Source organism: Faecalibacterium sp. (genome assembly GCF_052358865.1).
Classification (GTDB): domain Bacteria; phylum Bacillota; class Clostridia; order Oscillospirales; family Ruminococcaceae; genus Faecalibacterium; species Faecalibacterium butyricigenerans.
This window is the reverse complement of the sequence record NZ_DAWCVJ010000016.1, coordinates 22,070-36,721: the sequence shown is the minus strand read 5'-3', so window position 1 is coordinate 36,721 and position 14,652 is coordinate 22,070. Positions and strand designations below refer to the sequence as shown.

The following is a 14,652-nucleotide window of genomic DNA, read 5'->3' as shown; positions in this document are numbered from 1 at the left end:
TTTGGGAGAGGTGTCACCGCAGGTGGCGGAGAGGGCAAGCCCGTAGCGATAGAGCTGCAGGCACAGCGATATGCAGCGGCCTTTGTCAGAGCGATAGTACCGCAGCCCGGTCGTGTCGCTGGCAGCGTCCTTGCCCTCTCAGGCGCTTCGCGCCAGCTCTCCCAAGGGGAGAGCCTTACGGGAGCACTGCAAAACCAATAAGTGTGCAAAAAATCACAAAAACCCCTTGCAAACTCTCCCGAGATGCGGTATAATACTTCTCGCGGCAATGCCGCAGAGAAATGAATATCTGCCTCTTTAGCTCAGTCGGTTAGAGCACCTGACTGTTAATCAGGGTGTCGCCTGTTCGAGTCAGGCAAGAGGCGCTTTCGCGGCGGGGAGCTTTCCCCGCCGCTTTTTGTTTTCAAAGGCTCTCCCTTTAGGAGAGCTGGCGCGAAGCGCCTGAGAGGGCAAGGACGCTCACAGCGAAACTGCTGCGCGGCGATAACATCCCTCTGACAAAGAGCCTGCCTATTGCTATGTATGCGGCTCTATCGCTACGGGCTTGCCCTCTCCGCCACCTGCGGTGACACCTCTCCCAAAGGGAGAGGCTTTGCAAAACCGGTAGATTTCGTCCCTCTCGTGTAACCAAACTGTAGCCTTTTTCACATTATTTTCAAAAATTAAGGGTAAATTAAAAAAAGTCCTCTTGAAGAAATGGCGTATTTGTGTTACACTACATCCAAGCTGTAATGGATTTTTTGGAGATTCTGGCGTTTTTGCCCCAGCCGAGCGGCTGTGAGGGGCAGGCGGCAGCGTACTTTCCACGCATTTTTTCTACTTTTTCCCTGTTTTGGCTGTTTTCTTGGCCGTTTGGCCTTGTGGCAGATGGGGAAGTATGGTAAAATGTAATAGAGGTGTCTCCAAAAAGGCACTACAACCCACTTAACTCGTGATGTTGCCGAGTGCGCACTCGGTTACATAGGTTTTCCCGGTTGCGCAACCGGGAGGAGACCGATCATATTCGTTTTTTCATTTGAAGGGAGTAATTCATTATGATGATGCCTGCAAACTTCTCTGCTGTCAACGCAGAGGTCGTCTACGGCGGTGCCGTGGCTGATTACCTGCCCAACGCTTGGACTGCTGCTAACGTGAAGCAGTTCTCCACCAATGTCATCACTCTGGTCAGCAACAGCTTCCAGGATGGTATTATCAAAGCAACTCTGGGCACCATGTTCGGTGGCAACTGGGGCGGCGACGACGGCCTCAAGCTGTTCGGCTCTGACGGCACCCTGAAGACTTTCCTGTACGGCGCTGACGCTGGCGACATGTCCTTCCTGAACAAGACCATGCGTACTCTGGGTCTGGCTTCTTTCGTCTACACTCTGGGCACCGCATCTGCTAAGGTCGGCTTCGAGAAGAATCCCGCCAATTTCCCCGTCACTATCAAAAAGATCTGATCGAGCTGTAATTGTTTTATCATTCTGCACGATCTGTAAAAAAGCGCGGCGGACTTTCGCGGTCCGCCGCGCTTTTTGTGCATTTCTTTTGTTACCAAACTGAGACTTTTTTCACATTTTTTTCAAAATTTAAGGGTTTATTAAAAATTGTCCTCTTGAACAAGCCGACAGAATGTGTTATACTATGCCCAAGGTTCAGGAGATGATACGTCAAAATACCTTCTCCGGGCCGACCAAAATGATCAAAGGGTAGGCGCTCCCTTCTTTTGATAGCAGCTGCTCTCTGCTCCGCTTGGCCGCAGGGCGGGGCGAGGCAGAGAGCTGTATGCTGCTTTTCTCAGGAAGTGTGTAAGGCGCAGCAGTCAGAAGCCCTTTCTTCTTCGCCAAATCGTCCGTCCGCCAGCTGGCGCAAGGGCGTTTTGAGATAGAAACCAAAAAGGAAGCATCTATGCGTTATACCTACGTCCGGCAGCACGACACTACGGACTGTGCTGCCGCCTGTCTCGCAATGGTGTGCCTCCATTACAAAAAGGAGATCACCATCACCCGCCTGCGGGACATGATGGGTACGGACCTGAAAGGCACAAACCTGACCGGTCTGCAGAAGGCCGCGGAGGAGCTGGGGTTCAGCACCGCCGCCGTCCGCGTAGACCGCGAAAATTTCCTCAGTGAGTTTTCCGTTCCCTGCATCGCGCAGGTCATCACCGACGAGGGCCTCGCCCATTTCGTGACCGTCTTTAAAAAGACGACCATCAAGGACGACGGCGAGCGTCGGCGGCATGTCCTCAAGGAAGAGGAAGCACGGAAAAAATGCGCCGACGAGGGAAAGAAGTTCAAGTGTCGGGATTACGTCATCATCGGCGACCCGGCAAAAGAGCTGAAGAAGATCTCCCTCGATGAGTTCTACAAGAACTTTACCGGCGTCCTGCTTCTGCTGACCCCTACCTCGGAGTTTAAGGCAGGCAAGCAGGAACAGGGCAGTATGGTCAAGCGTTTCCTCGACCTGCTGCTCCCCCAGAAAAAGCTATTCTTCTACGCCATCCTCAGCTCGGTCATCATGACAGTTCTGGGAATCGCATCCTCGATGTTCAACAAGATATTGATGGATGAGATCCTCCCCTACGGTCTGAAGAGCCTGCTGATCTCGATGATTCTGGTGTTCAGCTTAGTCAGCGTCACCAGCGCCCTCATCAGCATGGTGCGGCAGTGGGTGCTCATCTATCTGTCCATCAAGATCGACATCCCCCTGATGCTGGGCTATTTCGGGCACGTTTTCAAGCTGCCCATGAAGTTCTTCGCCACCCGCAAGACCGGCGAGATCACCACCCGCTACTCCGACGCCAGCACCATCAAATCGGTGTTCACCAGCATCGCGTTGAGCGTTGCGATGGATATTGTGATGGCCTGCGTTACCGGCGTCATCCTCTTCCGGATGAACGCTACCCTCTTCTCCATCTCCATCTTTACCACCCTGCTGAGCATCCTGCTCGTCTTCATCTTCAAGCAGCCCTTCAAGCGGATCAACGAAGAGACGATGCAGCAGTCGGCCATCCTGAACAGCCAGATGATCGAAAGTCTGCGCGGCATCGAGACGGTCAAGTGCAATGCAGAGGAAGACCGGGAGCTGGAAGCTCTGGAACGGGAGTACATCAAGAGCCTGAAGATAAGCCTGCGCTCCAGCAAGATCAGCACGGTGCAGTCCCTTGTCTCCACCCTCATCACCACCATCCTCGGCATGGTAACGTCCTATGTCGGTATCATGCAGGTGCTGAATGGTGAGATGACGCTGGGCAGCTATATGGCGTTCAGCACCCTTTCCTCTTACTTTACTTCTCCGGTCAGCGAGCTGGTCAGCCTGCAGATGTCCATCCAGCAGGCACAGATCTCCATCAAGCGTCTGACCGAGATCATGGATTACGAGTCCGAGCAGGACGAGACCCGGGAATACACCGAGATGGAAAAGATCGACGGTGATATTGAGTTCAAGGATGTCTCCTTCCGCTACGGCAGCCGTTCCCCGGCCCTGAGCCATGTCTCCTTCACCATCCCTTATGGCAAGAAGGTGGCCCTCGTGGGCAGCAGCGGCAGCGGCAAATCCACCATCACCAAACTCCTGCTCAAGTATTATGAGCCGGAGGAAGGTTCCATCCGCGTGGGCGGTGTCCCGCTGGACGAGTACAGCAATGCCTCTGTCCGCCGCGCCATCGCCTATGTCCCCCAGAACGTCGAGCTGTTCAGCAAGACCATCTATGACAACATCCGCATTTCCCGACCGGAGGCCACCCTCGATGAGGTCAAGGCCGCTGCCAAAAAGGCAGATGCCCACGAGTTCATCCGGAAGCTGCCGCTGCAGTACAACACCTACCTCGAAGAAGCCGGCAACGGTCTCTCGGGCGGCGAGAAGCAGCGTCTGGCTTTGGCCCGGGCCTTCCTGAAGGATGCGAACCTCTATATCTTAGACGAATCCACCAGCAGTCTGGACTTTGGCACAGAGAATACCATCTTTGATATGATCTACAACCAGCTTGCAGACCGCTCGATGCTGATCGTCGCCCACCGCCTCTCGACCATCCGGGATTGTGACCTCATCTTGGTCATGGATCACGGCGAGATCGTGGAGCGGGGCACCCACGAAGAGTTGCTGGCAAAACAGGGCAAGTACTACGAGCTTTGGAGCCTGCAGCAGGGCATTTTCCGCAACAAGAAAAAAGCGGAACAGCCCGCACCTGCCGCCGCCGCGAAAGTGGTGGAGGACGAGGAGGATGGCGAGTCCATCACCTACTAATTCGTTGCAGCCGCGTGCGCACGCGGTTACATAAATGGCTTTCTTTCCGGATGCGCATCTGGGAACTGGGCCGACTAAATTTGTTTTTCATTCATTTGAAGGGAGTAATTCATTATGATGATGCCTGCAAACTTTACTGCTGTTAACTCTGAGGTCGTCTACGGCGGCGCTGACCTGTTCTCCGTTCTGGCTGACACCACCGCTCCTATCTGGAACGCTGCTAACGTCAAGCAGTTCAACACCAACGTGATCACTCTGGTCAGCAACTCTTTCCAGTCTATCTTCACCGAAAAGGTTCTGGGCACCATGTTCAGCGGCAACTGGGGCGGCGACGACGGCGTCAAGCTGTTCGGCGACGAGGGCACCCTGAAGCTGGCTCTGTACGGCGATGACGACATGGGCTTCGGCAACAAGGTCATGCGTACTCTGGGTCTGGCTTCTGTCGTCTACACCCTGGGCACCGCTCCTGCCAAGATCGACTTCAACGACGGCGTCGCCTCTTTCGATGCTAAGCTGAAGTAATCGGTAACCCCTAAAATCTGAAGTGTATTTCGTCCGGCGGCTCTCGGGCCGCCGGATGACAATGCCTCGTAATGGTATGCCCGGAGGCACCTGCCTCCGGGCATATCTTATTTTTTTATAAAATTTACAGTTTGGCCCTTTATTCCACACCGCCAAACCGTTATAATAAAGTGATGCCTAATATTCATCATCGGATGAGTAATAGGTGATAGCAAAATGTAGAAACCTCTCCGTCACGAAATGACTCTGCAGAATAAGATTCTACCTTTTGCTATTGCCTATTACAAGCAATGAAACCAAGAACAGGTGGTATAAAATCATGAGAGAGATCCAGACCGCAGAAAACAAGACCCTCAAGCTGACCAACGTGGTCAGCCGCCGCATCCAGCCCGAGGAGTTCAACAATATGCAGATCGTGCTGACCCAGCTGCACAACTTCATCAAGAGCAGCGGCGCGCAGCCCCTCGGCCCCATCATCCAGTGCGTCAAGATCCCTGCTGGCCCCAACCCCCAGCCCGAGGTCTACATGATGCAGCAGGCTACCCAGCTTATCCCCCGCATGGAGGCCGGCTACACCATGGACGCCGTGCTGCGGGTGCGCAACTGCCTGTACGCCCACTACGTCGGCCCCATGAGCCAGAGCGGCCTTGCCTCCCAGAAGCTGAACATCATGGCTTTCGAGCATGAGCTGGAGCTGACCGGCACCGTCTACACCGTCTTCGTCAATCAGGACGACGACGAGGGCGTGGTCGATACCTTTATGGAGACGAAGTGATTATGACGACGACCATCCGCGACATCACCGAGCTGCAGGACCGCCGCATCATGATGGAGAAGAAGCTGCCCCCCTTCGGGTATGCGCTCGTCCTCCTGACGGCCGCCCTGATGCTTTTCCTCGTGGTGTGGAGCACCAAAAACTACCGCACCTACGTCAGCCAGTCCAGCGGCACGGTGCAGGCCGCCAACAAGACCTACATCATGTCCAGCTACTCCGGCTCCATCACCGAGCTGAATGTCTCTGAGGGCACCTACGTCAACGAGGGCGACCTCATCGCCCACATCAAGAGCACCGACCTCGATATGCAGCAGGACAGCATCCAGAGCCAGCTGGACATCTACAAAAAGCAGAAGTCCCAGTACGAGAAGCTGGTAAAGTCCATTCAGGACGACAAGAACTATTTCAGCGAGACGGACATCGACGACCAGCCCTACTACTACCAGTATGAGACTTACAAGAGTCAGGTGGCGCAGAAGGCTTTCGACGCCTCGCCCTATCAGGCCGCAGGCTACTCCGACGAGCAGATCAAAGCCCTGATGGAGCAGAACCAGAGCGAAGTGGAGGCGCTGTATTACTCCACCTTGCAGTCCATCTCCGCCAGCCTGACCAGCGTGCAGAGCAACATCGACAATCTGCTGAGCCAGCTGGACGCCCTGAACACCGGCGCCAACGACTATTACATCTACGCCCCCACCTCCGGCGTCATCCACATGGACACGCCCTATAAGGTGGGCATGGTGCTGAGCGCCGGCACCCCGCTGGCCACCGTCGCCAGCGAGAACAGCGACCTCGAGGTGGTGGCCTACGTCACCCTCAGCGACCGGCCCCTCCTCCATGTGGGCGACCCCTGCAAGATCGCCATCACCGGCTTGTCGGAGTACTCCTACGGCACCCTGACCGGTACCGTGACCTCCATCGACAGCGATGTGACCGCCAGCTCCTCCGGCTCCTACTACAAAATGACCATCACCCCGGACAGCACCTATGTCATCAGCAACAGCGGCGACAAGGTCGATCTGTCCAACGGCATGAGCGTCACCGCCCGTGTGGAGTACGACAAGCTGACCTATTTCGAATACGCGATGGAGGCTCTGGGCGTCCTGTTCCGCTGAGCGCACACCAACGCCCAAAGAGGTACGAAAGAATGAAACTGAACCCGAAAATGCTGGCCGTGAGCGCCGCTCTGCTGGGTCTGCTGGCCGGCGGCGCTGCGCTTCCGGCCGGAGCCGCCAGCCCCTTTGCGGCCGCCCCGGCTGCCATCTCTCTGCCGTGGCTTGCTGCGGAGGTGGAGAGCGTCGAGACCGGCAGCTACGCCTCCACCATGACGGTGGGCACGGCGCAGCAGCTCTCGCCCGTCATCCTGCCCGCCAAGGCCGCACGCACCGCCACGGTGACTTTCCTGTCCAATGACCCCACCATCGTGTCCGTGACGTCTGAGGGCGTGGCACAGGCTGTGGGCGTCGGCACAGCGCAGGTCGTCGCCAGCGCGAACGGCGTCAGCTGCGTCTACACCATCACCACCGAGCTGGACGACTCCATGATCGTCAAGGAGATGGACATCACGCTGGCTTCGAACACCATCTCCGTCGGCGACACCACTTCCCTGTCGCTGGGCGTGCTGCCCACCAGTGCATCGAATTACGCCAGCGTGAGCCTCAGCTCCTCGAATCCGGCTGTGGCCACTGTCAACAACTTTGGCAAAGTCACCGGCGTTGCCCCCGGCACCGCCACCATCACCGCCACCTGCGGCGATGTGACCGCCTCGGCCACCATCAAGGTCGTCAACAGCGGCTTGGATCGTCAGTCCATCGACCTGAACACCAGTTACGTCGTCCTGAAGCCGGGCGCAAGCCGCACCATCACCGGAAAAGTGACTCCATCCTCAGCCTCCCAGTCCCTTACCTTCAAGTCGAACGACTCCAAGGTGGCTTCTGTGAGCGCCAAGGGCGTCATCACCGCTGTGGGCACGGGCGCGACCTCCGTGGTCGTGTCCAACGGCACGGCGTCCGCCTCGGTGACGGTCATCGTCAACCGCAGCGTATCCAGCGGCGGCTCTGGCAGCGGTGACAACAGCGGCGACGGCAGCGGGGAGTCCCTCATCGACCCCGTCGTGGAGGCCATCGAGGCTGCCGAAGGCGATGAGGTAGCCTTCGCACAGCGCGAAGTGCCTGTCGTCACCAGCGAGATGCTGAACGCCCTCCGCCTCAGCGGCAAGACCCTCGCGGTGGAGGCCGACGGCTACACCATCCGCATCGCAGGCACCGGCGTGAAGAACACCGCCGCACAGGTGAGCACGGCCCTGAGCTTTGCCCCCTCTGAGTACGGCGTCACCTTCACCCTCAACGGCGGCGCAGCTCTGCCCGGCGTCGTTCAGGTCGAGATGACCGGCGACAACGCCGCCTACACCCGCGTCTACCTCCACAACGCCGTCAAGGGCAAGTGGCAGTTCCTCAACAGCTACAGGGATCATGTCCTCGAGGCAGACACGGCGGGCGAATATCTGCTGACCACCCAGAATCTCCGCTTCGTCCATGTGGACTTTACCTTCTTCATCGCGGGTCTTGTGGTCATCGTGGGCATCATCATCGCCTATATCGCCATCAAGAAACGCTATTGGTTCTGGTAACTCTCATAAAAGAAAAGCGGCGGCTGTTGTAAGTCCTTGAAGACTACGGCAGCCGCTGTTTTGTTTATCGTATTACAGTTGCTCCGAGCGGGCTAAAGTCTCTCTCTTCAGCGTCCTTGCCCTCTCAGGCGCTCCGCGCCAGCTCTCCCAAAGGGAGAGCCTTTCAGCGGGGTACTTTTACTCCACCGTCACGCTCTTTGCCAGATTGCGGGGCTTATCGACGTCACAGCCGCGCAGGACGGCCATATAGTAGGCGAACAGCTGCAGCGGCACGATGAGCTGCAGGGGCATCAGCAGCTCTTCGTAGTCGTCCAGACGCACCACATAGTCGGCCACGCCGTCGGGAACGACGGCGTCCTTGGTAGTGAAGAGGATGACCCGTGCGCCCCGGCTCCTGGTCTCTTTGGCGTTGGAGATGGTCTTCTCGTACACCTGCTTCTGGGTCGCCAGTGCAATGACCGGCACGCCCTCGGTGATGAGGCTGATGGTGCCGTGCTTCAGCTCACCGGCAGCGTAGGCGTCCGAGTGGACGTAGCTGATTTCCTTGAGCTTCAGGCTGCCCTCCAGCGAGAGGGCGTAGTCGAAGCCGCGTCCGATGAAGAAGCAGCTCTGGGTGTTGACAAAGCGGCTGGCGAGGTATTTGATCTGCTCACAGTCCGCCAGACGGGGCTGGATGACCTCCCCGGCCCGCAGCAGCTCGGCAGTCAGGCGCTTGGTCTCAGCCTCGCTCAGACGGCCCTTGGCGTACGCCAGACGGAACGCGAAGAGGTAGAGGGTGCACAGCTGCACCATATAGGCCTTGGTAGACGCCACAGCGATCTCCGGGCCTGCATAGGTGTAGAGGACGTAGTCCGCCGCGCGGGCGATGGAGCTGCCCACCACATTGACGATGGCCAGCACCGGGACGCCCCGGCTCTTGGCGAGGCGGAGAGCCGCCAGCGTATCGCTGGTCTCACCCGACTGGCTGATGATGATGACGAGATCCTCGGGATCAAGGATGGGGTCACGGTAGCGGAACTCACTGGCGATGTCCACCTCGGCATGGACGCGGGCCAGCCGCTCGATGGCGGTCTTGCCCACCATACCGGCGTGCATGGCCGTGCCGCAGGCTACGAGGTGGATGTTCCTGATCTTTCGCAGCCGCTCGTCGGTCAGCTCCGGGAGGCGGAGGTCGGGCATACCATCCTCCACACGGGGGCTGACGGTGGCGGTGATGGCGGCGGGCTGCTCGTGGATCTCCTTGAGCATAAAGTGGGGATAGCCGCCCTTCTCCGCAGCCTCCTCGTCCCAGTCGGCGGTCAGCACTTCCCGCTCCACCGGCTTGCCAAAAGCATCATAGAACCGGATGCCGTCGGCCTTGACCACCGCCATGTCGCCCTCCTCGAGGACGCTGTAGCGGCGGGTATACTTGAGCAGGGCCGGGATGTCGGAGGCCACGAAGTTCTCGCCCTCGCCCCAGCCCACGATGAGGGGGCTTTCCTTCTTGACGGCGTAGATGGTGTCCGGCTCGGCCCGGAACAGCACGCCCAGCGCATAGCTGCCGCGCACCATCCCCAGCGCCTCCCGCAGAGCCGTCAGCGGGCTTGCCTTGGGCTGGGTGCAGCAGAAATAGTCGATGAGCCTGACCAGCACCTCGGTGTCCGTCTCGCTCTCAAAGGTGACGCCCTTGGCCATCAGGTCGGCCTTCAGGGGGCCGTAGTTCTCGATGATGCCATTGTGGACGATGCTCACGCGAGGGGTGGAGTGGGGATGGCTGTTCACATCGCTGGGTTCGCCGTGGGTGGCCCAGCGGGTGTGTCCGATGCCGCAGAAGCTCTCGGGCAGGCTCTCTGCCTCCAGCTTGCGGCGGAGCACCTCCAGCCGTCCCTTGCTCTTGACGACGTGGATGCCGCCCTCCAGCGCCAGCGCAACGCCTGCGGAGTCATACCCACGATATTCCAGCTTTTCCAGCCCGTTCAGCAGCACTTCCTGCGCATTGCGCTTTCCCGAATAACCTACGATGCCACACATACAAAACACCTCCATGCCGACAGCCCGGCGCGAACGCGCACTGCGACTGTCAGCCTCTTACGATAAGTTTATGTTCTTGTATGGCTTTCTTTGAAAGGAGTCTGTTGCGGTATTGCTGCCGTTTTTTCTCCTTTTTCTGCGGCTGGTAGCCTTAGAAGTGACTTTCATTGCCATAGCATACCGTCTAAACGGTCTTTTTGCCACCATACAGCGTTGCTTTCCCTTGCAATCCGTCAGGATTGCTACGGAAAAGCGCCTTATCTGCTGACAAAAATCCTCGCCTATCCGGCACGCTCTGACGATGAAAGCCCCTTCTTTCAACCGGAGGGACACCCGCCGAAACTTTCGATGATCCCTCTCCTCGTCACCCTCACGGCTGTCACCCGCGTGGCCCGGCGCTTTCTCGTCAACTGAAGTAGTCTTATCCCCTCTTTCTGTCTCATTCCGCCGACTTCCAAAAACAAAAAACAGCTCCTTCCGGAGCTGTCAGAAGCCGACAGAAAAGGTCGGTTTTATTTATATCATAAAATGGGCCGCTCGTCAATGGACGCCCAGCATTTTGTGGAGCTTCGGCTGCCAGACCAGATGGTAGAGCATCAGCATATTGTGCAGTGCGCGGTCGTAGAGCAGAAAGGCCACGTTGCCCATCGCCAGCGTCACCAGCGAGACTGCCAGCGCCGTGGTGCGCAGCTCCTCGGCGATGCTGCCTGCCGGCACCAGCAGCAGCACCAGCCCGTACATCGCCAGCACAGCGCCGTTGCAGAGCAGCAGCTTGCAGACGGCCCGCAGCAGAGCGGGGCGTATTTTCTCGAAATAAGGCTTTGCCAGCGGATAGTACCCCAGCAGGAACACGAAGGTCAGCGCCACCTCCTTGTCCGGCACGAAGAGCAGGCTCAGCAGGCTCACCGCGCCGTAGGCCGTCAGGGCCATCGTCCGGCCGCACTCCACGCAGACCGTGGCGATGAGGAAGCTGGCCACCGCCGGGGCGATGAACATTGCGATGGGAAAGACCGCTCCCATCAGCATCATGGCCACGCTGAGCGCTGCGGCCATGCCGCAGTAGGCCATTGCCCAGCTCTTGCTCCTGCGGCCCTTCACGGCAGCTCCCAGCGCACCGGCTGGTTCTCGGCGTCCAGCGGCTCAATGGCGTGTCGGAGGCCGAGGAGCATGATGTTGTCCAGCAGGGTGCGGTTGAGCTTGACGTCCAGCATCCCATAGGCCCGGACGAGGTCGTTGGCGATGGCAAGGGCCTGCCGCCGGGCGTTTTCCCGGGCGGCGTTCCGGTCATAGATGCCGTTCACGAGGAAGATGTTGTAGCGTTTCTTGTCCTTGTCCCGGGAAAAGCTCTCGGCTTTGTCCAACAGGTAGGCCGCACGGCCGATACAGCTGCCGATATAGTGCATACTCTTGCGCTGGTTGGGGTCGTCCGTGGCCAGAACCGAGTAGAGCGCACCGTAGAGGTTGCCCTTCGGCTCTGCGGCCAGCAGGTAGTTCTTGGCGTTCAGGGCCATCTGGACGTTGGCCTGATCGCGCTCCTGCGCGAAGATACGCTCCAGCGCCGGATTTTCTGCCGCAGCCTTTTTATAGGCTCTGCGCAGCAACACGGTATCCACCACCCGGCGCACCTTTTTGCCGACCGGAAGATCCGCCCACTGGGCATCCTGAATGCGGTGCCAGCTGAGCAGGACTTCCACCTGTGCGGCCAGCCGGATGCCCTGCGTCTGACACATCATATTCTGCCAGAGCAGTGTGCCGGGCACCCGCATCCGCTTGCAGGTCGCCGGGCGGCCTGCAAGACTATCGGCCAGCAGTGCAAACAGCACGCCGTTGTAGCGCAGGCCATAATAACAGGGATAGATCCCATAGGTGGTGTAAAGCTGACGGCGTACGCCCCGCAGATACCACTGATAGGTATTGTAGTCCCGGATGGTCAGCTCCGGCAGATAGGGCCGCATACGTCCTCTCATTCTGATCTTTCCTTTCGTCCGCCGCGCCGACGAGCTGGGCGCAGCCTCTTTTTCGGAGGCCTACGCCTCCCACAGCCATAGATATTAGTATAATCTATTTTTCGCCTGCGTTCAACCATTCTCTTGTAAATTTACAGCAATTCAACATCTCCTGCGACGGCAGCAGCGATACTGTTTTCGTGCTTCGCGGTTTTACTGACCTGCGATAGGCAGGAAAAAGACCGCACGCTGCTCATTTGCCGTGCGGTCTTTCGGGACTTTATTTCTTTTCGAAACGGCCCGTGTGGCCGGGCTGGGTGCGCTTGCCGTCAAAGCCGCTCTTGGGCATCGGCTTTGCGGGACGGGCCTGCTCCGACTTGGGGGCGTTGTAGTACATATACAGCTGACAGGGGATCATGCCGTTGTACATCTTGCGGCGCTTGTTGGCCCGCTTGCCGTAGTGGTGCTCAAAGTCCATATCAGCGGTGATGGCGTAGACGCCTGCGCAGGGGTGAAGCTCCATCTGCTGGCCGAGGGTGCGGGCCAGCTTGGCAGCTCCCTCGATGGTGCTCATCCGCTCGCCATACGGGGGATTGGTCAGGACGATGGCCTCGCTTCGGGCTGCGAAGTCGGCCACGTCAGCCACCTCGAAGTGGCAGCGCTTCTCCACACCGGCCAGCTTGGCGTTGGCGTTGGCGAGAGCCACTGCAGCGGGGTCGATGTCGTAGCCGAAAGCCTCGAAGCCCACGTCCAGCTTGGACTCCGCCAGAGCCTTCTGGCGCTGCTCGGCCCAGACGGCGGCGGGCACAAAGCTGTACCGCTCGGCGGCAAACCGGCGTTTGAGGCCGGGGGCGATGTTCATGGCCTTCTGAGCAGCCTCGATGAGGAGGGTGCCGCTGCCGCAGAAGGGGTCCTCCACGAGGCTGTCGCGGCGGACACGGCCAAGGTCGGCAATGGTCGCAGCCAGCGTCTCGCGGATGGGGGCCTCCATGGAGTTGCGGCGGTAACCGCGCTTATGGAGGCCGTCGCCGGTGGTGTCCAGCATGATCTCGCAGACATTCTTGCGGAGCATGAAACGGATCTTATACTCTGCACCGGTCTCGGGCAGGCTGGTGGTGCGGTGGCCCTGCATCAGGCGCTTGACGACCGCCTTCTTGATGATGCTCTGGCAGGCCGGCACGCTGGACAGCTGGCTGTTCAGCGAGGAACCAGTGACCGGGAAAGCCGCATCGGCAGGCAGAAGCTCCTCCCAGTGGATGGAGTAGACTCCATCGAACAGCTCGTCGAAGGTGGTGGCCGTATAGGTGTTGAGGAGCAGCATGACCCGCTCCACCGTGCGGAGGTTGAGGTTGGCGGCGGCGATCATCTCCGCACCGCCTTTGAAGGTCAGACGACCGTCGCTGACCCGGATGTCCTCGGCACCGATGCGGCGCAGCTCAAAGTTGGCCGTGGATTCGCACCCGAAAAAGCAGGGGGCGATGAGTTCAAATTTTGCAGGCATTCTGGTTTCCTTTCCTGTCGGGTGCAGCAGCTGCCGCACCAAAAAACAGGCCCGCCCCGCTGGGGGCAGGCCCAAAGCTTCTTCGTCTTGTGCGGACGGCTCAGCGGCTGCCGCGGCGTCCCCGGGGAGCATAGCCGCCGCCCCGGCGGTTGTTGGTCTCGTGGTCGAGGTCTGCCATCTTCTCCTCGCTCTGGCTCTTGAAGCGGCTCATCATGTCCTCGAAGCTCAGGTTATCGCTCTTGGCCGGGGCCTTGGGCTGCCATACCCGGGGCGCAGCGTCCCGGGCCGGGCCGCGTCCGCCCTGCGGACGGCCGCCGGGGCCGTTGCGGCGGAAGCCGCCCTCTCGCGGGCCGTTGCTGTTGGGGCGGGGGCCTCGGCCCTCCCGCGGGGCGCGGGGTGCCGGAGGCAGCAGCCGCTTGATGGACAGTGCGATCTTGCCATCCGGCGCCACATTGATGACCTGCACCTTCACGGTGTCGCCGTCGTGCAGCACCGTTGCAATGTCCTGGACATACTCGTTGGACACCTCAGAAATGTGGACCATGCCCACGCGGCCCTCCGGCAGCGCAACGAATGCGCCAAACGGCTTTACGCCGGTGACACGGCCTTCAAAAATATTCCCTACCTCAATCGCCAAAACTCAATACTCCTTGTTGACTAATATGTTTTCCTCCGGCCGCAAGCCGCCGGGGGCGCGGCATCAGTTGCCCGTCACATCCACGAAGATGCGCTCATTGGCCGCCGCATAATTATAAGAGTCCCGGGCGACCCACTCGGTCACGTCATCCGAATCGCCGCTGAGGATGCGCTGCATCTCCTCGTTCTGGGTCTTCTGCTGCTCGATCTGCTCCTGCAGGGTGTCCAGCTCCGCTTTCTTGGAGCTGAGCGCCACCTGATTTGCGATGTATGCCGCCAGCATACTCAACAAAAACAGAACGAACAGCAGCTTCAGCACAGCACCCACGACGGATGCCTTTCTCTTCCGCTTTCTCCGGCTCGGATTTGCCATAACACAGTGCCCCCGTTTTCAACAGCAGGCCCAATG

Annotated in this window: 12 protein-coding genes and 1 tRNA gene; 7 read left to right on the top strand and 6 right to left on the bottom strand. The window is 59.0% G+C overall.

Features of this window, described 5'->3' with window-relative positions; translation table 11 throughout:
* Positions 1 to 291 precede the first annotated feature (291 nt).
* The 7 genes from ACT8X9_RS04540 (at position 292) to ACT8X9_RS04510 (ending at position 8,150) form a co-directional block, all read left to right on the top strand.
* Positions 292 to 365, top strand: a tRNA-Asn gene (locus tag ACT8X9_RS04540).
* Positions 366 to 1,034: 669 nt separating this feature from the next.
* The gene (locus ACT8X9_RS04535; RefSeq protein ID WP_444268260.1) at positions 1,035 to 1,439 is read left to right on the top strand and encodes a hypothetical protein; all 405 of its coding nucleotides are present in this window, start codon (positions 1,035 to 1,037) and stop codon (positions 1,437 to 1,439) included.
* 448 nt (positions 1,440 to 1,887) lie between these two features.
* Positions 1,888 to 4,224: a peptidase domain-containing ABC transporter gene (locus ACT8X9_RS04530; RefSeq protein ID WP_444268259.1), complete on the top strand. Its 2,337-nt coding sequence runs from the start codon at positions 1,888 to 1,890 to the stop codon at positions 4,222 to 4,224.
* Between the two features lie 114 nt (positions 4,225 to 4,338).
* A complete protein-coding gene (locus tag ACT8X9_RS04525) occupies positions 4,339 to 4,746 on the top strand; it encodes a hypothetical protein (RefSeq protein ID WP_249233393.1) in 408 nt (135 codons plus the stop codon).
* A gap of 319 nt (positions 4,747 to 5,065) precedes the next feature.
* Positions 5,066 to 5,521, top strand: a complete 456-nt coding sequence (locus ACT8X9_RS04520) for a hypothetical protein (RefSeq protein WP_227620251.1) — start codon at positions 5,066 to 5,068, stop codon at positions 5,519 to 5,521.
* A gap of 2 nt (positions 5,522 to 5,523) precedes the next feature.
* Positions 5,524 to 6,636, top strand: a complete 1,113-nt coding sequence (locus tag ACT8X9_RS04515) for an HlyD family secretion protein (protein ID WP_444268258.1) — start codon at positions 5,524 to 5,526, stop codon at positions 6,634 to 6,636.
* 32 nt (positions 6,637 to 6,668) lie between these two features.
* A complete protein-coding gene (locus ACT8X9_RS04510) occupies positions 6,669 to 8,150 on the top strand; it encodes an Ig-like domain-containing protein (protein WP_444268257.1) in 1,482 nt (493 codons plus the stop codon).
* Positions 8,151 to 8,327: 177 nt separating this feature from the next.
* On the opposite strand, the gene glmS is transcribed toward ACT8X9_RS04510, so the two are convergent.
* From glmS to ACT8X9_RS04480, 6 genes are all read right to left on the bottom strand, one after another.
* Positions 8,328 to 10,160: a glutamine--fructose-6-phosphate transaminase (isomerizing) gene (glmS, locus tag ACT8X9_RS04505; RefSeq protein WP_444268256.1), complete on the bottom strand. Its 1,833-nt coding sequence runs from the start codon at positions 10,158 to 10,160 to the stop codon at positions 8,328 to 8,330.
* A gap of 540 nt (positions 10,161 to 10,700) precedes the next feature.
* Positions 10,701 to 11,258, bottom strand: coding sequence for a hypothetical protein (locus ACT8X9_RS04500; RefSeq protein ID WP_227620247.1), 558 nt, complete (start codon positions 11,256 to 11,258; stop codon positions 10,701 to 10,703).
* Entirely contained in the window at positions 11,255 to 12,127 is an 873-nt protein-coding gene (locus tag ACT8X9_RS04495) for a DUF5685 family protein (protein WP_444268255.1), read from the bottom strand. Before ACT8X9_RS04495 ends, ACT8X9_RS04500 begins: the two co-directional genes overlap by 4 nt.
* A gap of 259 nt (positions 12,128 to 12,386) precedes the next feature.
* Complete coding sequence (locus tag ACT8X9_RS04490; RefSeq protein ID WP_249233398.1) at positions 12,387 to 13,607, bottom strand: THUMP domain-containing class I SAM-dependent RNA methyltransferase; 1,221 nt, start codon at positions 13,605 to 13,607, stop codon at positions 12,387 to 12,389.
* A gap of 100 nt (positions 13,608 to 13,707) precedes the next feature.
* A complete protein-coding gene (locus ACT8X9_RS04485; protein WP_227620244.1) occupies positions 13,708 to 14,244 on the bottom strand; it encodes a S1 RNA-binding domain-containing protein in 537 nt (178 codons plus the stop codon).
* Between the two features lie 63 nt (positions 14,245 to 14,307).
* Complete coding sequence (locus ACT8X9_RS04480; protein ID WP_444268254.1) at positions 14,308 to 14,616, bottom strand: septum formation initiator family protein; 309 nt, start codon at positions 14,614 to 14,616, stop codon at positions 14,308 to 14,310.
* Positions 14,617 to 14,652 lie beyond the last annotated feature (36 nt).

What these genes read in the sequence shown, in the direction of transcription:
- ACT8X9_RS04535 (WP_444268260.1), top strand. Translation starts at nt 1,035, where the DNA reads ATGATGATGCCTGCAAACTTCTCTGCTGTCAACGCAGAGGTCGTCTAC.
- ACT8X9_RS04530 (WP_444268259.1), top strand. Translation starts at nt 1,888, where the DNA reads ATGCGTTATACCTACGTCCGGCAGCACGACACTACGGACTGTGCTGCC.
- ACT8X9_RS04525 (WP_249233393.1), top strand. Translation starts at nt 4,339, where the DNA reads ATGATGATGCCTGCAAACTTTACTGCTGTTAACTCTGAGGTCGTCTAC.
- ACT8X9_RS04520 (WP_227620251.1), top strand. Translation starts at nt 5,066, where the DNA reads ATGAGAGAGATCCAGACCGCAGAAAACAAGACCCTCAAGCTGACCAAC.
- ACT8X9_RS04515 (WP_444268258.1), top strand. Translation starts at nt 5,524, where the DNA reads ATGACGACGACCATCCGCGACATCACCGAGCTGCAGGACCGCCGCATC.
- ACT8X9_RS04510 (WP_444268257.1), top strand. Translation starts at nt 6,669, where the DNA reads ATGAAACTGAACCCGAAAATGCTGGCCGTGAGCGCCGCTCTGCTGGGT.
- glmS (WP_444268256.1), bottom strand. Translation starts at nt 10,160, where the DNA reads ATGTGTGGCATCGTAGGTTATTCGGGAAAGCGCAATGCGCAGGAAGTG.
- ACT8X9_RS04495 (WP_444268255.1), bottom strand. Translation starts at nt 12,127, where the DNA reads ATGAGAGGACGTATGCGGCCCTATCTGCCGGAGCTGACCATCCGGGAC.
- ACT8X9_RS04490 (WP_249233398.1), bottom strand. Translation starts at nt 13,607, where the DNA reads ATGCCTGCAAAATTTGAACTCATCGCCCCCTGCTTTTTCGGGTGCGAA.
- ACT8X9_RS04480 (WP_444268254.1), bottom strand. Translation starts at nt 14,616, where the DNA reads ATGGCAAATCCGAGCCGGAGAAAGCGGAAGAGAAAGGCATCCGTCGTG.